Origin of the sequence: Neoroseomonas terrae (assembly GCF_018129025.1) — a bacterium.
Lineage (GTDB): Bacteria > Pseudomonadota > Alphaproteobacteria > Acetobacterales > Acetobacteraceae > Neoroseomonas > Neoroseomonas terrae.
Map to the genome: position 1 here is coordinate 1 of NZ_JAAEDI010000038.1, position 20,226 is coordinate 20,226.

A 20,226-nucleotide genomic window follows, 5' to 3' on the forward strand; every position below is an offset into this window, starting at 1 on the left:
TTCCTCAGCGGGGCGACTAACCTAAGGCCTCAACCCCAGTCCGTCAACCCCGCCCCACCAGCGGCGTGAGCGGGCTTTTACGGGGGATGCTGGGGCATGCAAAGGGGTTTCTTGCAGTTTTGTGCAATGCGCTAGACGCATAGCTTTCCCTCTTGATCTCTGGAAGGACTCGAAGATCACGCATTAACGTCTTGTCGTCACTGCTCGTTCGTGGCCCTAACAGCCAAGACTCGTCATCCAGGAGGTCTTCCCGACGATGCGGCTCCGCCCAGCCATCGCCATCCTGACGCTCATTGCTCTCTATCCCGCGGCCAAACTCACTCCGCTCTTATCCTCTGAAACCTCCGCGACCCACGCAGATGCTCCCGGCGACATCGGAACCGCGGCGCGCCCTATGGCGGAGTTCGCCATCCACAGCGCCGCGGCCGCACAGACGGAAGCGGCCGCCGAAGAGGTCGTACCGGTGGTTCAGACCGCCGCTCTCACCGACCCGCCCTCGGCGGAGGACGGTCCGGCGCCGACGGCCGAAGCGCTCCTTCCAATGGTAACGGCGGAGATCGACCCCGGCCCCCAGCAGCGCGTGCTCGTCGTCAGCCGTGGGGATACGCTGGCAGGCCTGTTGAGCGATGCCGGTATAGACGACGGCCAGGCTCAGATGGCCATCGCAAGCCTCAGCCGCCGGTTCCGCCCCAACACGCTACGTCCGGGCCACGAGATCGCCATTCGCGTCTCCTCTGACGAATCCCCTTCCCTGCTGGAGGTCGAGATAGAGCCCGAAGCCGGTCGCACGATCCGCGCGACCCGGCAGCCAGACGGGGGGTGGACGGACGAAGAGACGCTCGCGGACCGTGACCGCTTCCTCGTGCGTGCCGAAGGGGCCGTCGATGGCGGTCTGTTTCCCGCCATGACACGGGCCGGCGTCCCAGCGGGCATGGCGCTGTCACTGATCCGCATCCTCGGCCACCAGGTCGATTTCCAGCGCGACCTCCAGCCTGGCGATCGCTTCTCGATCCTCTTCGATCGCTTTCGTGAAAGCGATGGAGGAGACGTCCTCGGTCACGGTCAGATCCTCAAAGCGTCACTGACCCTGTCGGACCGGACGCTCGAGATCTGGCGGCACAGGAACCGCGACGGAGATGTCGATTGGTATGACGCGCAAGGTCGAAGCCTGCGTCGTTCTTTCCTCCGCACACCGCTTGACGGTGCAAGGATCTCATCCGGCTTTGGCCGTCGCAGCCATCCGGTGCTCGGCTACACCCGGATGCACCAGGGCATCGATTTCGCGGCGCCGACCGGCACGCCGGTGTATGCGGCGGGGGACGGCACTATAGTCTCAGCAAAGCGCGAAGGCGGCTATGGTCTGCTCGTCCGCATCCGCCACGCCAATGGCGTCCAGACGCGCTATGCGCATCTATCGCGCTTCGCCCGCGGTATTGCGGCGGGCCGCACGGTTCGGCAGGGCAGCGTGATCGGCCACGTCGGATCGACCGGGATGTCCACTGGACCCCACCTCCATTACGAGGTCGTGGTCAACAATCGTGCTGTGAACCCCGCCCAGCATGTGCAGCCGCCGGTACGTCTCGCGGGCGCCGAACTGACGGCCTTCCGTACGCGGCAGCGCCAGCTGACCGGCCTCGCGGCCGGCTTCGCCACGGCGAACGAAGTGGCGCTGGCGCCGAACTGAACGAGAAGGGCCGGCGGGGTTCATTCCGCCGGCCATTCGTCACGCTGCGGCGGCGAGAGCCGGCCGCACTTCCAGCCCATCGGCGGAGGCCGTTACCGTAACACGGTCTCCGTCCTTGATGCTGCCTTCCAACAAAAGCCCCGCCAGCCGGTCCTGCAGGTTCCGCTGGATCACGCGCTTGAGCGGCCGAGCGCCGTAGACCGGATCATATCCGGCTTCGGCCAGCCACTCCCGCGCCTTGTCGTCGAGTTCCAGCATCACCTTCCGGTCTTCCAGCAGTTTGAGCAGCCGCTGAAGCTGGATTTCGACGATCGACGACATATCGCCGCGCGCCAAACGCCGGAACAGCACGATCTCGTCCAGCCGGTTCAGGAACTCGGGCCGGAAGCGCTCGCGTACCGCGCGCATCACCGCCGGGCGCACCGTGTCGACGTCGGCGTTCTCGGGGAGTTCCGCGATCGCCTGGCTGCCGAGGTTGCTCGTCAGAACGATGATCGCGTTGCGGAAGTCGACGGTGCGCCCCTGGCCGTCCGTCAGCCGACCGTCGTCGAGCACCTGCAGCAAGACGTTGAAGACGTCGTCATGGGCCTTTTCGACCTCGTCGAACAGGATCACCTGGTACGGGCGGCGGCGCACGGCCTCGGTCAGCGTGCCACCTTCCTCATAGCCGACATAGCCCGGCGGCGCGCCGATCAGCCGCGAGACGGCATGCTTCTCCATGAACTCGGACATGTCGATCCGGGTCATGGCGCGCTCGTCGTCGAACAGGAACTGCGCAAGCGACTTCACCAGCTCGGTCTTGCCGACGCCGGTCGGGCCGAGGAACAGGAACGAACCAATCGGGCGGTTCGGATCCTGCAGCCCGGCACGCGCGCGCCGCACGGCTTTGGAGACAGCTTCAAGGGCCTCCTCCTGACCGACGACACGCTTGCGCAGCTCATCTTCCATTCGCAGCAGCTTCGCGCGTTCGCCTTCCAGCATCTTCTCAACCGGCACGCCGGTCCAGCGCGATACCACAGCCGCGATGCCTTCCTCGGTGACCGCCTCATTCACCAGCCGGGCATCGCCATCGCCGGCATCCGCGATTTTCTTCTCAAGGCCGGGAATGACGCCGTACTTGATCTCACCGGCCCTGGCGTAATCGCCGCCACGCTCAGCCAGTTCCAGTTCGGTCCGCGCCTTGTCGAGCGCCTCCTTCGCCTTCTGGGTCTCGATGACCTTGCCCTTCTCGGACTCCCAGCGCTGCGTCATCTCACGCGAGCGTTCCTCGAGATCGGCAAGCTCCTTCTCAAGCTTCGTCAGGCGGTCACGGGAAGCGACGTCGGTCTCCTTCTTCAGCGCCTCGCGCTCGATCTTCAGCCGCATCAGGTCGCGGTCGATCGCGTCCAGTTCCTCCGGCTTCGAATCCACCTGCATGCGCAGGCGGGATGACGCCTCGTCCACCAGGTCAATCGCCTTGTCTGGCAGGAAGCGGTCCGCGATGTAGCGGTTCGACAGCGTCGCGGCCGCCACCAGCGCACCGTCCGTGATCCGGACGCCGTGATGCAGCTCGTACTTCTCCTTGATGCCGCGCAGGATCGAGATCGTGTCCTCGACGCTCGGCTCGCCAACGAAAACCGGCTGGAAGCGCCGGGCGAGTGCCGCATCCTTCTCGACATGCTTCCGGTACTCGTCGAGCGTCGTGGCGCCGATACAGTGCAGCTCGCCACGCGCCAGCGCCGGCTTCAGCAGGTTGGACGCATCCATCGCGCCATCCGCCTTGCCTGCGCCAACCAGCGTGTGCATCTCGTCAATGAACAGGATGATCTCGCCTTCGGCCTGCTGCGTCTCCTGTAGGACGCCCTTCAGCCGTTCCTCGAACTCACCGCGATACTTGGCACCCGCGACCATCGCGCCGAGGTCGAGCGCCATCACCTTCTTCGTCTTCAGCGCTTCGGGCACGTCGCCCTTGATGATGCGGAGCGCCAAGCCCTCGACGATAGCCGTCTTGCCGACGCCGGGCTCGCCTATCAGCACCGGATTGTTCTTGGTCCGTCGGGCAAGCACCTGGATCGAGCGGCGGATCTCCTCGTCGCGGCCGATCACCGGGTCCAGCTTGCCTTCACGCGCGGCCGCCGTGATGTCGCGCGCGTACTTCTTCAGCGCGTCGAAGCTCTCCTCGGCATTCTGGCTGTTAACGGTGCGGCCCTTGCGCAGGTCTGCGACCGCCTCTTCCAGCCGCTGCGGATTTGCGCCGGCGTCGCGGAAGGCGCGACCGGTGTCGCCGTCGCTCGCCGCCAGCGCCACGACGAGGCGGTCCTGCGCGGCGAATTGGTCGCCGGCTCGCGTCGCCTGCTGCTGCGCCGCGTCCAACACGCGCACGATGTCCGGGGTAAACTGCGGATTGCCGGCGCCGCCGCCGGAAACCTTCGGCAGCTTCGCGAGGTTCGCCTCCAGCGTCTGCTTCACGCGGGCCGGATCGCCGCCCGACGCGCGGATCAGCCCGCTGGCGGCTCCTTCGGCATCATCCAGCAGCGCCTTGGCGAGGTGCGCCGGCGTGACCTGCTGGTGGTACTCGCGGATCGCGATGGTCTGGGCCGCCTGCAGGAAGCCCTTGGCCCGGTCGGTAAACTTCTCGATGTCCATCCTTGTCCCTCTCCTGAGCGGACGAGCGCACCCGCCCCCAAACGGGCAGTGGGCGCGCCCCTGTCGCACGTCATGTGGTAAGCCTCCTTGATCTGCTTCAAGGGGCCGCCATGCGCATCGAGACCATCTACCGATACCCGGTGAAGGGCCTGACGGCCGAGGCGCTCGAAGACGTCGCCCTGATCCCCGGCCAGACCCTGCCGGAGGATCGCCGCTTCGCCCTGGCTCAGGGAGACGCGCCTTTCGACCCGGCCGCACCCGCTTGGCTGACAAAGCGCCATTTCGGCTGCCTCATGGTGAACGCGCGCTTGGCGCTGGTCCATTCGGCGTTCGATGCCCGTAGCGGCGACCTGCTGCTCCGCATCCCCGGCGCCGCGCCGCTCCATGCCAGCACACGCACCGCGGATGGCCGCACCGCGATCGCCGCTGCCCTGACGGCCTATCTCGGCGACGAAGCGCGCGGCACGCCACGCTTCGTCGAAGCGCCGGGGCACTCCTTCTCCGATGTGCCGGGGAAGCTCGTCTCCATCATCGGGCTTTCCAGCCTCCGGGCGCTGGAGCAGGCCGCCGGCATGACGCTGGACCCTCTGCGCTTCCGTGCCAACGTCTACGTCTCGGGCGGCAGGCCATGGGCAGAGTTCGGCTGGATCGGGCAGGAAATCCAACTCGGCCAAACGAAGCTGCGGGTGGTGAAGCGGATCGTCCGTTGCCCAGCGACGGAAGTGAATCCGGCAAGCGGCCTGCGCGACGCGAAACCGCCCCGCTGGCTGCGCGAGCACTTCGGCCACATGGACCTCGGCGTGTACGCCGAGGTGATCGAAGGCGGCCGTATCGCCGTGGGCGATGCGCTAGAGGCCCTGGCGCCGGCCGATTGACGTTCTGCCGCGGGCGACTCTGGATGGCGTCGCCCGTCGTGAATGGCCTCATACCGACAGCCGCTGAGGGCGACTGCCGGCATTCAGCTTTCCCAGCCCTGAAGCGGTGAGCGCAGGCTGTGGGTTCGCCTGGCTCGTCGGAGCCCGCGATGTGCCGCTGGTCTCAGGCCGGCTCGCGCGCCTCGCCGGCGGTCTCGTCGGCTTCAGGCATTTCGGCTGGGGCCGGGGCGCTCATCTCGACGGCCTCGCCCTGCGGCTCCGCCTCGCTTCCCTCGCCCTGGCCCTGGAACCGGCGCTGCTGCGACTGCTGGTGCTGTGCCGCTGCCTGGTTCATGGCGTTGAGAATGCGGAAATAATGCTCCGCATGCTGAAAGTACGATTCCGCCATCACCCGGTCGCCGCCGCTGGTCGCGTCGCGACCGAGCTGCAGGTACTTCTCGAACAGCTGCTGCGCCGTGCCTCGGAGCCGCATGTCGGGCCCGCTCGAGTCGAAGACATGGTTGCGGTTCAGTGGCTGGCGGTCACTGTTGCCGCCGCCCCCGCCCCCGCCGCCATGCCGGAAGTGCCCGCCACCTCCACCGTGGCGGTTGCCGCCGCGGCCGCGCATGCGCTTGATGTTCATCGTGTCGTGTTTCGCTGTCCTGCATCCGATCCGCCCCTGCGCATCGCTGCCCGGACTGGGCAGCCAAGCGAACCGGCGTTCGGCATCGTTGCATCCAGGCGGTCCCGACCAAGACGCGTGCTGAATGTGCCCACTGTCTGGTCCGGTTCGGATGCGGCATTCGCCGGATCCAGACCGCCACCACGAGAATAGCGGCGGGGCGCCGCATCGCCAAACTGTTTTCTGGGGGCCTCCCGCCCCGATTAATCCGCGCGGAGCACCAGGGCCCGGTCGATTCCGCCGAGATCCTGGCGCGCTGAAACCGGCTTCAGCCCCGCCGCCCGCGCCAGAGCCTCGACGGACGGGCGCTGTCCCTGCCCGATCTCCAGGACCGCCCGTCCGCCGGGCGTCAGGAGCATGGGTAAGACCCGGGTCAGCCTGCGATAGGCATCGAGGCCGTCGGAGCCGCCGTCCAAGGCCAACGCAGGCTCGAAGCGCGCGACCTCCGGCATCAGCAACGGCACCGCCGCCGTCTCTATATAGGGTGGGTTTGACAGCACGAGGTCGAAGCGACCGGCAATCGCCTCCGCCCAGTCCCCACATAGGAAGGCGGCACGCCCGGCCAACCCGTTGGTCGCGGCATTCCGCGCGGCCAACGCCGCCGCGGCCGGGTTGAGGTCGATCCCCACGCCCGTCGCCTCGGGGCATTCCGCCAGCACCGCCAGCAGCAGCGCGCCGGTGCCGGTGCCGAGATCGAGCACCCGTCCTATCCGCCCGGATGCATCGAAAGCCGACAGCGCCGCCTCAACAACCGCTTCCGAGTCGCCTCGCGGAACAAGAGTGACCGGGGAGGTTTCGAGCGTCAGCGTCCAGAACCCGGCGCGACCGAGCAGATGCGCCATCGGCTCCCGTGCCGCACGGCGCCGTAGCAGGCTGGCGAAGGCTGTGACGGCGGGCTGCGGAACGAGCACCCGGGGGTCGCGCAGCAGATCCTCCTCCCGACAGGCCATCGCGTGCGCCAGCAGCATCCGTGCCTCCTGCCGCGGCCCCTCGACGCCGGCGGCACGTAACACCTGGCCCGCCTGGCAAAGGAAGGCGCCAACCGACCCACCAGGATCGGCGCAGGCGGTCATGCCGCGTCGGCGGCCAGTCGCGCCGCCTGGTCCTCAGCGGTCAGCGCATCGACGATCTCGTCGAACTCGCCCAGCATCACGCGGTCGATCTTGTGCAGGGTCAGCCCGATGCGATGATCCGTCACCCGCCCCTGCGGAAAATTGTAGGTGCGGATGCGTTCGGAACGGTCACCCGTGCCCACCTGGGACCGACGATCCGCCGCCCGCGCGGAGTCCTTGGCACTCCGTTGCGCCTCGTAGAGCCTGGCCCTCAGCACCTTCATCGCCTTGGCGCGATTCTTGTGCTGGGATTTCTCCTCCTGCATCGCCACCACGATACCGGTCGGCAGGTGGGTGATACGAACGGCCGAGTCCGTCTTGTTCACGTGCTGCCCGCCGGCGCCAGAGGCACGGTAGGTGTCGATGCGCAGATCGGCATCGTTGACTTGGACGTCGACCTCCTCGGCCTCCGGCAACACGGCGACAGTCACCGTCGAAGTGTGGATGCGCCCCTGCGTCTCGGTTGCCGGCACGCGCTGGACGCGGTGTACGCCGCTTTCGTACTTCAGCCGGGCGAAGACGCTGCGGCCGTTGATCTCGGCTGTCGCGCCCTTGATCCCGCCGAGGTCGCTCTCGTCGTACTCCAGCAGCTCGAACCGCCAGCCGCGGGATTCGGCATAGCGTTGATAGGTGCGGAACAGCTCGGCGGCGAATAGCCCCGCCTCGTCGCCGCCGGCCGCCGGACGGACTTCAAGGATCGCGCTGCGCTCATCCGCGACGTCGCGCGGCAGCAGCAGGATGCGGATCTCTCGTTCCAGGGCCGGGACACGCTCCTTCTGCTCCAGCCATTCGGTCTCGGCGAGATCCTTCATCTCCGGGTCGGCCATCATTGCCTGAGCGTCATCTCGAGCACGCTCGGCGGCCCGCAACTCGCTGACCTTCTCGACCAGCGGCTCCAGTTCCGACAGTTCCTTCGACAAAGCCCCGATATCGGCACCCGGCGCAGTCGAGAGGACGTGCCGCAGTTCCTCCGCGCGGGTAAGCAGCCGGTCGAGGCGCGCGGGAAGGCTCATGCCAACCGACCCGGCACCTCCGCGAGCGGCACCGATTCCTGAGTACCGGCATCAAGGTCACGCAGCTGCGCAACGCCGGCCGCGATCTCGTCATCGCCCAGGATCAGCGCGGCGCGGGCGCCGATGCGGTTGGCGCGCTCCATACGGCGCTTGAGATTGCCACGATAGGCGACTTCGGCGACGACGCCGGCCTGGCGCAATGCCTGGAGCAGGTCCAGCGCGGCCCCCTCGGCCCCGTCCCCCACCGGGATGACCGCGACCGGTCTCGGAGCGGCCGGCGTCCGGCCGCCATCCTCGAGCAGCAGCGAGAGACGCTCCATGCCCGCGGCCCAGCCGACGCAGGGCGTCGCGGGACCGCCCATCTCCTCGACCAGGCCGTTGTAGCGCCCGCCGCCCATCACGGTGCCCTGCGCGCCCAGCCGGTCGGTGACGAACTCGAAGGCCGTGTGGCTGTAGTAGTCGAGCCCGCGCACGATCCGCGGATTGCGGCGGAACGGCACGCCGAAGCGGGCCAGGTGCTTCTCGACGCTGCCATAGAAGGCGGCGGCATCAGGCGTCAGATATGGATCGATGGTCGGCGCGCCAGCCACGATCGCGCGGTCGCCGTCATCCTTGGAATCGAGGATGCGCTGCGGGTTCTTCTCCAGTCGCAGGCGGCTGTCCTGACTCAGCGCATCGCGGTGCGACGTGAAATACGCCACCAGCGCCGCGCGATAGGCCTCACGCGACGCGGCATCGCCAAGCGTGTTCACTTCCAGCACCGTGCCGTCGGAGATGCCGAGTTCCTGCAGCACATGCCAGCCGCAGGCGATCACCTCGGCATCGGCAAGTGGTTCGGCCGCGCCCATCACCTCGATGTCGATCTGGTGGAACTGCCGGTAACGGCCCTTCTGCGGCCGCTCGTAGCGGAACATCGGGCCCGTATAGAAAATCTTTCGCGGCAGGTTCGTCTGGGTCAGCCCGTTGCTGACCAGCGCCCGGCATAGCCCCGCCGTCGCCTCCGGCCGCAACGTCACGGAGTCACCGCCACGGTCCTCGAAGGTGTACATTTCCTTCGACACGACATCCGACGTGTCACCGAGGCCGCGGCTGAACACCCGGGTATCCTCGAAGATCGGCGTCGACCATTCCTCGAAGCCGTAGAGCGCCGACACGCGGCGCGCCGTCTCGGCGACATGGTGCATCCGCCGGAAATCGTCGCCGATGAGGTCGCGTGTCCCGCGGACGGGCTGGAAGGCTGTCATGCCGGTGATTCCGTAGTCAGTAGGTCGGTTAGCGACGGCGCGGCGCCTGGGCGGCGGCAGGCGTCCGGAGCAGTTCGTCCCGTGCGGTATTGGCCACGCGCCCGGCCGTCGCAAGGGCCCGGCGATAGGTTTCGCGGTCCCCGTCGTCGAAACAGGGAACGAACTCCGCCAGCTCAACGATGCCGCGCAGCCGCCCGGTCCACTGGTCGAGCCAGGCCAGCACGACGATCCCCTCGGCCCTCGCATCGGACGTGATGCCGGCCGACAGGGTGCTCGCATGCTGTCGGATGACCATGGTCGCCTCCATGGCACGGCTGCCCAGGTCCAAGCATGAGACCGAACCGCCCCCGCCACCCTCGCCCGGATCATCCGGCTGGGTACCGGTCTGCGCCTGCGCCGCCGTCGCCGCGACGAGTCCCGCAAGGAATAGGAGCGGCAGGAGCCTCATTCGGCGGCCTGGGGCCGCGCCTCGGCCGCGGCACGCTTCTCAGCCGCCAGCGCCTCGGCCTTTGCGGTCACCAGGGCGACTATATGGTCCACCATCTCCTCGGTGCGCGTCGTATGGTCGGTCTTGCCGGCGGCGTAGACCATATGGGTACCGGCCCCGCCCCCGGTGAGGCCGATGTCGGTCATCAGCGCCTCGCCGGGCCCGTTCACCACGCAGCCGATGATGGAGAGGCTGATGGGCTGGTCGATATGCGCCAGCCGCTCCTCCAGCTTCTCGACAGTTCGGATCACATCGAAGCCCTGCCGCGCGCAGGAGGGGCAGGAGATGATCTTCACCCCGCGATGGCGCAGATGCAAAGATTTCAGCATCTCCCAACCGACCGAGACCTCCTCCTCCGGCTCGGCCGAGAGCGAGACGCGCAGCGTGTCCCCTATGCCGGCCCAAAGCAGGGAACCGAGGCCAATCGCGCTTTTCACCGTGCCGGCGCGACGCCCGCCCGCTTCAGTGATGCCGATATGCAACGGGTGATCGCAGGCTTCCGCAAGTTGCTGATACGCCGCGACGGCGAGGAAGACATCGGATGCCTTCACGCTGATCTTGAACTCGTCGAAGCCTTCCTGGAGCAGGTGATCGGCGTGCCAAAGGGCGCTCTCGACCAGCGCCTCGGGGTTCGGCTCGCCGTACTTCTCCAGCAGGTGCTTCTCCAGGCTGCCGGCATTCACCCCGATGCGGATCGAACAGCCATGGTCGCGGGCGGCCTTCACGACCTCCTTGACCCGCTCCTTCGATCCGATGTTGCCCGGGTTGATCCGCAGGCAGGCCGCACCGGCCTGCGCGGCCTCGATCGCACGGCGATAGTGGAAATGGATGTCGGCGACGATCGGGACGTTCACCTCGCGCACGATCTCATGCAGGGCGGCGGTGGATTCCGGCGTCGGGCAGGACACACGAACGATGTCGACGCCGGCGACCTCGCAGCGGCGGATCTGCTCGATCGTCGCCTGCGCGTCCTCGGTCGGCGTGTTCGTCATGGTCTGCACGGTGATCGGCGCGTCGCCGCCCACCCGCACCTTGCCGACGCCGATCTGCCGCGAGGTACGACGCATGATCTGCTGGTAGGGGCGATAGGACATGAGGGTTCCTGATCCCGTGGCTCGGCAGCGGCCTCAATATGACGATCCGCGGCGCGCTTCGGAAGGCTTGCCGCCGAAACGTCTCAGGGCCGTGGCGCGGTGGCGGGCTGGGTAGCCGGCGCAGCGGGCTCCGCCGCCACGCGCAGCCGATCGACCTCGAGCGGAATGCCGCGGCGCACCCCAACCACTCCGGTCAGCGTGGTGGTCGCAAGCTCGCCATCCACGACAAACTCCAGGTTCTCGGCCTTGCCGGTGGTCAGGACGATGCCTTCGCGGTTTGGCACCGACCAGGTCTCTCCGCCGCGCAGCACGCGATCCAGCAATACTCGGTTCTCGCGGGTATCACGCACCTGGATCCAGGATTCGCCCCGCGCCCGCAATACGATGCGCGGTTCGTTCGGGTCCCGAGGCGGTGCGGCGGCCTGGGCGGGTGCCGCCGGCGCGGGCGCCGGCGTCGGCGCGACGGTCAGGGGCGATGGTGACACCTGCGGTGGCGTGCCCTGCAGCCGCGCGCCTTCCTGCGCCGTCTGCTCCAGGCGGGGGGGCAATGGCGGCACAGAATCGACCACTCGGTTGCCAGACCCGGTCCAATTGTACCAAGCCACATAGGCGCCGATGGCAATCACGACGCCAACCGCCACCAGCGCACCGGCCGGTACGCCGCGCGACGGAACCGGCTCGGGGAACACGAGTTCCCCGGACTTCGCGGCGCTGCCGCCAGTGACATCGCGGAACCGGCGCACCGCCTCATCCGGGTCAAGGCCGAGCGCCGCCGCATAGGACCGCACGAAACCAACCGCGTAGGCAGAACCGGGCAGGTCCCGCACCCGACCTTCCTCGAGCGCGTGGATATAGCGCCGGTTGATGCGCAGGTGGTCCGCCATGTCCTCGACGGTCGCGCCAAGCGTCAGCCGAGCCTCGCGCAGGTCTTCCCCTACGCGGGCGGCTTCGGCGGCAGCGATATCGGGGCGTGGAGAGCGCTTCATGGGCGGCATGAGATCGACCGGCGGCTTCTAGCCCGCGCGGCCGGCCCCGGAAAGGCCAATCCCGCCGCGCCCCTGCTCAGGCAGCATCAGGTCGCCGTGCGGCGATTGCGGCCGTGGCTTGGTCGATCAACTCCCGGATGATCTCCGCGGCAGGCTGTTCCTTCGTCACCATGCCGACCGACTGCCCCGCCATCAGCGACCCGTTCTCGACATCGCCGTCGATGACCGCGCGGCGCAGCGCGCCCGCCCAGTAATGCTCGATATCGAGCTGTGCGACATCCTTCTCGACCTCGCCAGCGCGGAAGCGGCGAACTGTCTCGGCCTGGAATTCCAGGAAGCGCTTCGTGCCGGTATTCTGCAAGGCGCGGACGGGAATGACCGGGAAGGCATCGTCCAGCTGGACGGTTGGCATCGCATCGCGCGCGTTGCCGCGAATGAAGGCCTGCTTGAAGGCGGGATGCGCGATGCACTCGGTGGCACAGACGAAGCGCGTGCCGAGCTGCGCGCCGGCCGCACCCATCTCCAAATAGGACAGGATCGCCTCGCCCCGCCCGATGCCGCCGGCGACGAACACCGGCACGTCGGTGATGTGCGGCAGGATCTCCTGCGCCAGGACGTTGAGCGAGACCGGGCCGATATGGCCGCCGGCCTCGGAGCCCTCGATCACCAGCGCATCGGCGCCGCTGCGGACCAGCCGTTTCGCCAGCACCAGCGCCGGCGCGAAGCAGACCACCTTCGCCCCGCCATCCTTCGCCTTCTTGATCGCCGCACCGGGCGGGATGCCGCCAGCGAAGACGATGTGGCCGACCTTCGCCTCCAGGCAGGCATCGACCAGCTGGTCGAGCCGCGGATGCATGGTGATCAGGTTCACGCCGAACGGCTTATCGGTCAGCGCCTGGGTGCCGGCGATCTCCTCCGCCAGCCGCGGCGGTTCCATCGCCCCGCAGGCGATCACACCGAAGGCCCCGGCATTGGACAGGGCGGCGACGAGATGCCGCTCGCTGACCCAGGACATCGCCCCGCCCATCAGCGCGTAGCGGGTGCCGAAAAAGGCGGCGCCCCGCGCCATCAGTCGGTCAAAGGTCGCGGCCGCTTCGCTCACGCGGGTGCGTCCAGCCCGTACGCGGTGTGCAGCGCGCGCACGGCGAGTTCCGTGTAGTCCGCGGCGACCAGCACGCTGACCTTGATCTCGGAGGTGGAGATCACCTGGATATTGATCCCCTTCTCGGCCAGCGCCTTGAACATGGTGTTGGCAACGCCCGCATGGCTGCGCATGCCGATGCCGACCACGCTGATCTTCGCGACGTCCGGATCGGCGATCAGCGCCTCGAAGCCGAGATCGCCCTGCGCCTTGCCCAGCACGTCCTGCGCACGGGCCAGGTCGGCCTTGCCGACCGTGAAGGTCATGTCCGTCGTGCCGTCGGCGCCGATGTTCTGGACGATCATGTCCACATTCACATTGGCCTTCGCCATCAGGCCGAACACGTTCGCCGCCACGCCCGGCCGGTCCGGCACGCGACGCAGCGTCACCTTGGCATCGTCGCGCGAATACGCGATGCCGGAAACCACGGGCTGTTCCACGATCTCGTCCTCATCCACCACGAGCGAGCCGGGCTTGTCCTCGAAGGACGAAACCACCTGCACGCGCACGCCTAATTTCATCGCCAGTTCGACCGAGCGCGTCTGCAGCACCTTGGCACCCACGGAGGCCAGTTCCAGCATTTCCTCGAAGGAGATGCGCTCCAGCTTGCGGGCGCGCGGCACGATGCGCGGGTCGGTCGTGTAGATACCATCGACATCCGTATAGATGTCGCAGCGATCCGCCTTCACCGCCGCCGCGATGGCCACGGCCGAGAGATCCGACCCGCCGCGCCCCAGCGTCGTGATGCGGTGGCGGGTGTTCTCGATACCCTGGAAGCCCGCGATGACCGGCACCTGCCCCGCTTCCATGCGCTCGATCAGCGCGGCGCCGTCGATCTTCTCGACCCGCGCCTTGCCATGCGCCTGGTCGGTGACGATCGGCACCTGCCAGCCCTGCCAGGACCGCGCATCGACGCCGATCGTCTGCAGCGCGATGGCCGTCAGGCCGGTCGTGACCTGCTCGCCGGTCGCGACGACCGTGTCGTATTCGCGCGCGTCATGCAGCGGCGACAGGTCCTGGCACCATTTGACGAGCTGGTTCGTCACCCCGGACATGGCGGAGACGACGACGGCAACCTGGTTGCCGGCATCGACCTCCCGCTTCACGCGGTTGGCGACATTGCGGATTCGGTCGAGATCGGCGACGGAGGTGCCGCCGAACTTCATGACGATACGAGCCATCGGCGGCGGTCTGGTCCCTGGGGCCGGGCGGGGAATCCCGGCGCCGACGGTTGCGCCGGGCGGCGGGGCGCGACAGATACCCATCGGGCGGGTCACGCGCAACCCGCCGTGAACGGGTCCCCGGGGCCCTGGAAGGACTACGATGCCGCAGGCCGGTACCATGCTCGGGGCAGAGATCGCCAAGTTCGACGCCCTGGCCGGCCGGTGGTGGGACCCGGACGGCCCGATGAAGCCCCTACACCGGATGAACCCGCTGCGCACCGGCTGGATCGCGGAACGCCTCGCCCGGCAGCATGGCCGGGACCCGGAAGCGCCCGCTTTGACCGGACTATCCGTGCTTGATGTCGGCTGCGGCGCCGGCCTGGCGTCGGAGGCGCTGGCCCGCCGCGGCGCCGCGGTGACGGGGCTCGACGCCGCCGGGGAAGCGCTGAACGCCGCCCGCGCCCATGCCACGGCGGCTGGCCTCGTCATCGACTATCGCGAGGGCCTGCCCGAGGACCTACCGCCCGATACCGAATTCGACGCGGTCATCGCCCTGGAGGTGATCGAGCACGTCGCCGACCACGCCGCCTTCCTGGGGGCACTGGCGCGGGCGACGAAACCCGGCGGCCTCGTCTTCCTCTCGACGCTGAATCGCACGCCCAGATCCTTCCTGATGGCGAAGCTCGGCGCAGAGTACCTGCTGAGGATGCTGCCCGTTGGCACCCATGACTGGAAGATGTTCGTCACCCCATCGGAACTGGGTGCGGGGCTCCGCGGCGCGGGCCTCGCCGTGGCCGATATCGCCGGCATGGCCATGAACCGGCTGACCGGCCGCTGGCATGCCAGCCGCGACGTCGGGGTGAACTACATCATCATGGCGCGGAAGCCGTAGCGGCGGGTCAGCCGTCCGCCGGCGGTACCCAGGGGATGCGGCCAACCTCGATCCCCTCGTCCCGCAAGGCCTCCGCCTCGCTGTCGGACGCCTCGCCGAAGATGCCGCGGCGTTCCGAATCGCCCCGGTGCATGCGGCGGGCCTCCTCGGCGAAGTCCGTGCCGACGTAGTCGCAGTTTTTCTCCACCTCGGCGCGTAGCCGCTGGAGCACGGCGCGCACCTGGGCCGGCATCGGCCCGGCGGCGGCGGGCGCCTGTGGCGCGATCGGTTGCGGCTCGGTGGCCGCCGGGGGGGCGGCGGGGACGGCGTTACGGGCAGGGCGGCCCTTCTTCGGAATCGCCGGGGCCATCAGCGCGCGCTCCACGCGCGTGCCGCCGCAAACCGGGCAGTCGACCAGCCCGGCCTTGACCAGCGTCTCGAAGGCAGCGCTGTCCTTGTACCAGCCGTCGAACTCGTGCTCCTCGGCCGTGCTGGTGCAGCGCAACTGGTAGTGGATCATCGCTCCGTCATCCCCGGGCGGTCAGGTCCTGCCGCCGCTCTGCGCCCCTCATGTGGCACTCCGATGACGAGAGTGCCAGACGCCATGCGGCCCGAACAGGCCGCCGCGCGCCCTCATCCCGCCAGCAGGGCGTCGAGCTTGCCGGCACGGTCGAGCGCCATAAGGTCGTCCGACCCGCCGATCGCCTGGCCGTCGATGAAGATCTGCGGCACCGTCGTCCGGCCGCCCGAGCGCTGGGTCGCTTCCGTCCGTGCTGCCGAACCGTTCGGAGCGTGGATTTCATCATAAGTCGCGCCCTTGCGATCCAGCAGCGCCTTGGCGCGCGCGCAATAGCCGCAGAAGTCCTGGGTGTAGATCTCGATCTTGGCCATGATCCAAGAATGGCGCGGGCACGGCCAAGATCAAGCCGCACCTTGGCGCGGGTCCGGGACACGCGCCACGGCGAGCACATCGACCGCCGCCGCCCCGCCGGCCAGCAGCGCTGCGGCGCAGGCGTTCACCGTCGCGCCGGAGGTCATCACATCGTCCACCAGCAGTATCTGGCGCCCGGGCAATGCCAAAGCGCCACGGCGGGAAAGGGCGAAGGCCTCGGCCACGGTCAAAGCCCGTTCCATTGCCCGTCTGTCGCCCAAGGGCGGCGTGGCGCGGCGCCGGCACAAAAGATCCAGCACGACGCGGCGGCCGGTGATCGCTCCGAGCGCCCGCGCCAGTAGCGCCGCCTGGTCGTAGCGCCGGCCGATCAGGCGGCGCCAGTGGGCAGGCACCGGGACAATGATCTCCGCCCGGTCGAGCAATGCGACCCCGGCACGCGCCATCTGCCGGGCGAGAGGCCGGGCGAGGTCCGTCCGGTCCCCGTGCTTGAAAGGCAGGATCAGGCGCTTGGCCCCTTCGTCATACCGAAAGGCCGCGCGGGCGGTGCGGAAGACCCGGGTGCCGCTCTCGCAGGTCGTGCAGAGCAGTGTGCCGGCCTGCGCCTGGCCGGTATGCGCGAAAGGCACGCCACAGCGTTCGCAAAAGGGCAAGGTGACAGGCAGCAGGGTGGCGAAGCAGGTGGCACAGAGGGTCCCCTGCCCGGTCACGTCCGCATCGCAGGCGAGGCATCGCGGCGGCAGCAGCGCGTCGAGCAACACCTCCGACGCTCGGCGAGCACCGGAAGCGAGGCGTTGCAGACCAAGCGTCACCTCAGCGCCAAGCGCCGAACGGGGCGTCGCCGTCCTTCTTCACCTCGTGCACCAGGTCGATCTCCCAGGAGAGGTAGGCGTGCATCGCCTCCTCGACGCCCTCGTTCCGGTCATAGGGGCGCAGGTAGAAATCGACGCAGTCGGCATCCGCCGGGTCGCGGCGGTCAGCCGCGAGCGGAAAGCCGGCCGCCGCCCAGGCCCTGGTACCCCCGGCAAGAATCTTCACCGGAGCCTTCGCAAAGCCCTTGAGCTCGGCGGCGGCGAGCCGAGCCTGCGCCTCCTCCGGCGCTGCGACGACGATCTGCCGGTCGCCGGCCAGCCGGTCGGCTAGCTGCGATAGCCGGGTCCGGATACCCCAGATGGCGCCTGGCACATGCCCGTCCCGGAAATCAATGGATCGGGCAAGATCGACGACCTGGACCGAGCCCTCCGCGGCCAGCACGGCCAGTTCGGGTGGCGTCACGCGAGGCACCCGGACCGCGTCGGCCTCCGGGCAGGTCGGCGCCCAGATGCCCTCCTCGATGCGGCCTTCCAGCCCATCGGTGAGCACGCAGACTTCCCACCCGCCGAGCTGGCGCAGCCATCCGCCCGTCATCCTCGCTCGCACGCCGGCGTCGTCCACCAGCACGATGCGGGCGCCGCGCACGGCTACCCACTGGTCGGTTGCCTGCACGAGCTGCCCGCCCGGCGCGGAGCGGCTATCGATCAGATGCCCTGCGGCGAACTCCGATGGATCACGGACATCCAGCAGGTAGGTGGTCCGGTCCGCTTCGCCGCGCATGCGGTCGAAGTCGGCGCGGGTGATGAACCTCACCCCGTGCCGGCGCGCGAAGGCGTCCGCGCGGGCGAAGGCCGTCTCTACACCGGTCGGGGTCCGCTCTGGATACCGGTCGGCACGGCCCCGGTCGCAGGTGAAGCCCGCCAGCTCCCAGCCCATCGTGCCGTTGCGCAGCGCCACCACCCTGTTCGGCACGCCCGCGCTGCGCAGCGATTCCGCCCCCAGGATCGACCGCGTCCGGCCAGCGCAATTCACGACGATCGTGGTGTCAGGCCGGGTCACGAGCTCCCCGATCCGATAGACCAGCTCCCCGCCCGGCACGTTCACCGCGGTGGGGATCGTCATGCGCCGGAATTCGTCGATCGGCCGGCTGTCGAGCACCACCATGTCGGTGCCCCCATCCATCATGGCCTTCAGCTCGCCGGGATCAACCGACGGGGTCTCATAGTGATGCTCTATCCACTCGCCGAAGGCCTTGGACGGAACGTTGACGCCGGAGAAGGCGGTGTAGCCCGCCGCGATCCACGCCGGCGTACCGCCCGCGAGGACAGAAACGTCGGTGCCGCCAATGTCCTCCAGATAGGCCGCCAGCCGCGCCGCGTACCCTTCCCCGCCATCCACGCAGACGATGCGCGTGCCGATCCGCGGCAGCAGCGCCCGGGCTCGGAACTCCATCTTCGATAGCGGGCATGGCACCGCCCAGAACAGGTGGGACCGGCCGAATTCCCCTTCTTCCCGCGCGTCGAGGATGGCGAGTTCCTGACCATCCGCGATCCAGCCCTTCAGAGCGGCGGCCTCGATCTGCTTCGGCATGCGTCACCATTCCCCCTTGGTCCTTGCCCCGAACGCTAGGGCGGATCGGTCGCCGAGCAAACCTCCCCGCCTTGCGGGGACCTGTGGGCGGGGGCATGTCTGCGCCATGGCCGACCCGATCGAGATCTTCGACCGCCGTCTCGTGCGACGCCGGCGCGACCGCGCGGCCGGCAGCCAGCAGCGCGTCGAACCCATCCTGTCCGAAGCGGCTGACCGGCTGCTCGATCGGCTCGACGACACCACGCGCCGCTTCGACCGGGCGCTGGAGATCGGCGGTCGTGGCCAGATTGCTCCCCGGTTGGCAGCGCGCGGCGTCGGGCAGGTGGTCTCGGCGGATCTGTCGGCGGCGCTGGCGCGGGAAGCCGGCGGTATGCCGATCGCGCTGGACGAGGAGTGGTTGCCTTTCGCCGACGGCAGCTTCGACCTGGTCGTCGCCTTTCTCTCGCTGCATTGGGTCAACGACCTGCCGGGCGCTCTGGTACAGATCCGCCGGGCCATGTCGCCCGACGGGCTGTTCCTCGCGATGCTGCCGGGATTGCCTACCCTGCAGGAGCTCCGCGCCGCGACGGCGGAGGCCGAGGCCGAGCTGCGCGATGGCCTTTCCCCCCGCGTCTCCCCCTTCCCCGAACTGCGAGACGGCGCCGGTCTGCTGCAGCGGGCAGGCTTCGCCATGCCGGTGGCGGATGCCGAGGAGCTCCCGCTCCTGTACCGCAACCCGATGTCCCTGTTCGCCGACCTGCGCGCCGCCGGCGAGACGAACGCAGTGCTGGCCCGTGACCGGCGCATGCCGCCGCGCGGGTTGTTCCCGCTCATCGCCGCGCGGCTCCAGCAGGGACAAGAGGCCGTTCCCGCCACCCTGCGGCTGATCGTGCTTACCGGCTGGTCTCCGGGAGAAGGCCAACCCCAGGCGGCGCGGCCGGGCAGCGCCTCCGGCCGGCTGGCCGACGCGCTCGGAACTATCGAGCGCGGCACCGGGGAGAAGGCCCGCCACTGATCCCGCACGCTTGCAACCGAGGGGGGCCGGGCGCATGTTCCGAGCTCAACTCCTGCAAGGTTTTTGGACAGCTCGATGGAGCAGCACAGCGCCGAGCCGCGCCGCATCACGATCCACACCCCCGAGGATTTCGCGGGCATGCGCAAGGCCGGCCGGCTGGCCGCCGAAACGCTCGACATGATCGCGGGCCATATCCGCCCCGGCGCCACGACGGGCGAGATCGATCAACTGTGCCACGACTTCATGATCGCCCATGGCGCGGTGCCGGCGACGCTCGGCTATCGCGGCTACACCAAGTCGTCCTGCACCTCGGTCAACCACGTCGTCTGCCACGGCATCCCGGGGGAGCGCGTGCTGGCCGACGGCGACATCGTCAACATCGACGTCACCGTGATCCTCGATGGCTGGTACGGCGATTCCAGTCGCATGTACGTCGCCGGCACGCCATCGACCAAGGCGCGGCTGCTGATGGACGTGACCTATGAATCGATGATGCGGGGCATCGCCGCCATCAAGCCCGGCGCCACGCTCGGCGACATTGGCCACGCCATCCAGATTTATGTCGAGAAGCAGCGCTTCTCCGTGGTCCGTGATTTCTGCGGCCACGGCATCGGCCGTCACTTCCACGAGCCGCCGAACGTCCTGCACTTCGGCCGCCCCGGTGAAGGGCCGAAGCTGCGGCCGGGCATGTTCTTCACCGTGGAACCGATGGTGAATGCCGGCCGGCCCGAGGTGAAGATCCTCGATGACGGCTGGACCGCAGTGACGCGTGACCGCTCACTGTCTGCGCAGTATGAACACATGGTCGGCGTGACTGAGGCGGGGGTCGAGATCTTCACCCTCTCGCCGGCCGGCCTGCACAAGCCGCATCTCGGCACCTGATCGCCGGCGTCGGCGCAGGTCGCCGGCGCGGCGCTCATTTTGTTGATATTTGCCGAAAAATCTCTACCATGGGTTGCGCAACGCCGGCACTTCGGCGTGCAT

Annotated in this window: 19 protein-coding genes; 5 read left to right on the top strand and 14 right to left on the bottom strand. The window is 68.6% G+C overall.

All coding sequences use genetic code 11. From position 1 onward, the window contains the following. Positions 1-394 precede the first annotated feature (394 nt). Positions 395-1,684, top strand: coding sequence for a M23 family metallopeptidase (locus GXW78_RS25280; RefSeq protein WP_211871694.1), 1,290 nt, complete (start codon positions 395-397; stop codon positions 1,682-1,684). Between the two features lie 39 nt (positions 1,685-1,723). Here the strand turns inward: GXW78_RS25280 and clpB are convergent, their stop codons facing one another. Continuing rightward, positions 1,724-4,309: an ATP-dependent chaperone ClpB gene (gene clpB / locus GXW78_RS25285; RefSeq protein WP_211871695.1), complete on the bottom strand. Its 2,586-nt coding sequence runs from the start codon at positions 4,307-4,309 to the stop codon at positions 1,724-1,726. Between the two features lie 110 nt (positions 4,310-4,419). Here clpB and GXW78_RS25290 point away from each other — a divergent pair, with 110 nt between their 5' ends. Continuing rightward, the gene (locus GXW78_RS25290) at positions 4,420-5,184 is read left to right on the top strand and encodes an MOSC domain-containing protein (protein ID WP_211871696.1); all 765 of its coding nucleotides are present in this window, start codon (positions 4,420-4,422) and stop codon (positions 5,182-5,184) included. Positions 5,185-5,347: 163 nt separating this feature from the next. Here GXW78_RS25290 and GXW78_RS25295 read toward each other — a convergent pair whose 3' ends face one another. The 9 genes from GXW78_RS25295 to GXW78_RS25335 all read right to left on the bottom strand — a co-directional run bounded on the left by GXW78_RS25295 (position 5,348) and on the right by GXW78_RS25335 (position 14,103). Next, positions 5,348-5,806 carry a DUF4167 domain-containing protein gene (locus GXW78_RS25295; RefSeq protein ID WP_211871697.1) on the bottom strand — a complete coding sequence of 153 codons (459 nt, stop codon included), beginning with the start codon at positions 5,804-5,806 and terminating at the stop codon, positions 5,348-5,350. Between the two features lie 242 nt (positions 5,807-6,048). Next, positions 6,049-6,918 (bottom strand): peptide chain release factor N(5)-glutamine methyltransferase, encoded by an 870-nt coding sequence (prmC, locus tag GXW78_RS25300; RefSeq protein ID WP_211871698.1) that lies wholly within the window; start codon positions 6,916-6,918, stop codon positions 6,049-6,051. Continuing rightward, positions 6,915-7,970: a peptide chain release factor 1 gene (prfA, locus tag GXW78_RS25305; RefSeq protein ID WP_211871699.1), complete on the bottom strand. Its 1,056-nt coding sequence runs from the start codon at positions 7,968-7,970 to the stop codon at positions 6,915-6,917. Before prfA ends, prmC begins: the two co-directional genes overlap by 4 nt. After that, on the bottom strand, positions 7,967-9,214 hold the full coding sequence (gene hisS, locus GXW78_RS25310) for a histidine--tRNA ligase (RefSeq protein WP_211871700.1): 1,248 nt from the start codon (positions 9,212-9,214) through the stop codon (positions 7,967-7,969). Before hisS ends, prfA begins: the two co-directional genes overlap by 4 nt. A gap of 28 nt (positions 9,215-9,242) precedes the next feature. Next, positions 9,243-9,662, bottom strand: coding sequence for a hypothetical protein (locus GXW78_RS25315; RefSeq protein ID WP_211871701.1), 420 nt, complete (start codon positions 9,660-9,662; stop codon positions 9,243-9,245). Further along, positions 9,659-10,795 (bottom strand): flavodoxin-dependent (E)-4-hydroxy-3-methylbut-2-enyl-diphosphate synthase, encoded by a 1,137-nt coding sequence (ispG, locus tag GXW78_RS25320; RefSeq protein WP_211871702.1) that lies wholly within the window; start codon positions 10,793-10,795, stop codon positions 9,659-9,661. Before ispG ends, GXW78_RS25315 begins: the two co-directional genes overlap by 4 nt. An 83-nt stretch (positions 10,796-10,878) precedes the next feature. Further along, positions 10,879-11,781, bottom strand: coding sequence for a helix-turn-helix domain-containing protein (locus GXW78_RS25325; protein WP_211871703.1), 903 nt, complete (start codon positions 11,779-11,781; stop codon positions 10,879-10,881). Positions 11,782-11,857: 76 nt separating this feature from the next. Then, positions 11,858-12,850, bottom strand: coding sequence for an NAD(P)H-dependent flavin oxidoreductase (locus tag GXW78_RS25330; RefSeq protein WP_211871732.1), 993 nt, complete (start codon positions 12,848-12,850; stop codon positions 11,858-11,860). Between the two features lie 29 nt (positions 12,851-12,879). After that, positions 12,880-14,103 carry an aspartate kinase gene (locus GXW78_RS25335; RefSeq protein WP_211871704.1) on the bottom strand — a complete coding sequence of 408 codons (1,224 nt, stop codon included), beginning with the start codon at positions 14,101-14,103 and terminating at the stop codon, positions 12,880-12,882. Between the two features lie 142 nt (positions 14,104-14,245). On the opposite strand from GXW78_RS25335, the gene ubiG reads away from it, so the two are divergent. Further along, positions 14,246-14,977, top strand: a complete 732-nt coding sequence (gene ubiG, locus GXW78_RS25340) for a bifunctional 2-polyprenyl-6-hydroxyphenol methylase/3-demethylubiquinol 3-O-methyltransferase UbiG (protein WP_211871705.1) — start codon at positions 14,246-14,248, stop codon at positions 14,975-14,977. Between the two features lie 7 nt (positions 14,978-14,984). Here ubiG and GXW78_RS25345 read toward each other — a convergent pair whose 3' ends face one another. The 4 genes from GXW78_RS25345 to GXW78_RS25360 form a co-directional block, all read right to left on the bottom strand. Continuing rightward, positions 14,985-15,476, bottom strand: coding sequence for a DUF1178 family protein (locus tag GXW78_RS25345; RefSeq protein WP_211871706.1), 492 nt, complete (start codon positions 15,474-15,476; stop codon positions 14,985-14,987). 113 nt (positions 15,477-15,589) lie between these two features. After that, entirely contained in the window at positions 15,590-15,847 is a 258-nt protein-coding gene (grxC, locus tag GXW78_RS25350) for a glutaredoxin 3 (protein ID WP_211871707.1), read from the bottom strand. A 30-nt stretch (positions 15,848-15,877) separates the two neighbouring features. After that, the gene (locus GXW78_RS25355) at positions 15,878-16,657 is read right to left on the bottom strand and encodes a double zinc ribbon domain-containing protein (RefSeq protein ID WP_338147847.1); all 780 of its coding nucleotides are present in this window, start codon (positions 16,655-16,657) and stop codon (positions 15,878-15,880) included. A gap of 1 nt (position 16,658) precedes the next feature. After that, on the bottom strand, positions 16,659-18,248 hold the full coding sequence (locus GXW78_RS25360) for a rhodanese-like domain-containing protein (protein ID WP_211871708.1): 1,590 nt from the start codon (positions 18,246-18,248) through the stop codon (positions 16,659-16,661). Between the two features lie 106 nt (positions 18,249-18,354). Between GXW78_RS25360 and GXW78_RS25365 the strand changes: the two genes are divergently transcribed. Together GXW78_RS25365 and map are read left to right on the top strand one after the other, a co-directional pair. After that, positions 18,355-19,242, top strand: a complete 888-nt coding sequence (locus GXW78_RS25365; protein WP_211871709.1) for a methyltransferase domain-containing protein — start codon at positions 18,355-18,357, stop codon at positions 19,240-19,242. A 75-nt stretch (positions 19,243-19,317) separates the two neighbouring features. After that, the gene (gene map / locus GXW78_RS25370) at positions 19,318-20,124 is read left to right on the top strand and encodes a type I methionyl aminopeptidase (protein ID WP_211871710.1); all 807 of its coding nucleotides are present in this window, start codon (positions 19,318-19,320) and stop codon (positions 20,122-20,124) included. The last annotated feature ends 102 nt before the right edge of the window (positions 20,125-20,226 follow it).

What these genes read in the sequence shown, in the direction of transcription:
- ispG (WP_211871702.1), bottom strand. Translation starts at nt 10,795, where the DNA reads ATGTCCTATCGCCCCTACCAGCAGATCATGCGTCGTACCTCGCGGCAG.
- map (WP_211871710.1), top strand. Translation starts at nt 19,318, where the DNA reads ATGGAGCAGCACAGCGCCGAGCCGCGCCGCATCACGATCCACACCCCC.
- GXW78_RS25315 (WP_211871701.1), bottom strand. Translation starts at nt 9,662, where the DNA reads ATGAGGCTCCTGCCGCTCCTATTCCTTGCGGGACTCGTCGCGGCGACG.
- GXW78_RS25365 (WP_211871709.1), top strand. Translation starts at nt 18,355, where the DNA reads ATGGCCGACCCGATCGAGATCTTCGACCGCCGTCTCGTGCGACGCCGG.
- ubiG (WP_211871705.1), top strand. Translation starts at nt 14,246, where the DNA reads ATGCCGCAGGCCGGTACCATGCTCGGGGCAGAGATCGCCAAGTTCGAC.
- GXW78_RS25360 (WP_211871708.1), bottom strand. Translation starts at nt 18,248, where the DNA reads ATGCCGAAGCAGATCGAGGCCGCCGCTCTGAAGGGCTGGATCGCGGAT.
- GXW78_RS25295 (WP_211871697.1), bottom strand. Translation starts at nt 5,806, where the DNA reads ATGAACATCAAGCGCATGCGCGGCCGCGGCGGCAACCGCCACGGTGGA.
- GXW78_RS25335 (WP_211871704.1), bottom strand. Translation starts at nt 14,103, where the DNA reads ATGGCTCGTATCGTCATGAAGTTCGGCGGCACCTCCGTCGCCGATCTC.
- GXW78_RS25345 (WP_211871706.1), bottom strand. Translation starts at nt 15,476, where the DNA reads ATGATCCACTACCAGTTGCGCTGCACCAGCACGGCCGAGGAGCACGAG.
- prmC (WP_211871698.1), bottom strand. Translation starts at nt 6,918, where the DNA reads ATGACCGCCTGCGCCGATCCTGGTGGGTCGGTTGGCGCCTTCCTTTGC.
- clpB (WP_211871695.1), bottom strand. Translation starts at nt 4,309, where the DNA reads ATGGACATCGAGAAGTTTACCGACCGGGCCAAGGGCTTCCTGCAGGCG.
- GXW78_RS25330 (WP_211871732.1), bottom strand. Translation starts at nt 12,850, where the DNA reads ATGGCGCGGGGCGCCGCCTTTTTCGGCACCCGCTACGCGCTGATGGGC.
- prfA (WP_211871699.1), bottom strand. Translation starts at nt 7,970, where the DNA reads ATGAGCCTTCCCGCGCGCCTCGACCGGCTGCTTACCCGCGCGGAGGAA.
- hisS (WP_211871700.1), bottom strand. Translation starts at nt 9,214, where the DNA reads ATGACAGCCTTCCAGCCCGTCCGCGGGACACGCGACCTCATCGGCGAC.
- GXW78_RS25280 (WP_211871694.1), top strand. Translation starts at nt 395, where the DNA reads ATGGCGGAGTTCGCCATCCACAGCGCCGCGGCCGCACAGACGGAAGCG.
- GXW78_RS25290 (WP_211871696.1), top strand. Translation starts at nt 4,420, where the DNA reads ATGCGCATCGAGACCATCTACCGATACCCGGTGAAGGGCCTGACGGCC.
- GXW78_RS25325 (WP_211871703.1), bottom strand. Translation starts at nt 11,781, where the DNA reads ATGAAGCGCTCTCCACGCCCCGATATCGCTGCCGCCGAAGCCGCCCGC.
- grxC (WP_211871707.1), bottom strand. Translation starts at nt 15,847, where the DNA reads ATGGCCAAGATCGAGATCTACACCCAGGACTTCTGCGGCTATTGCGCG.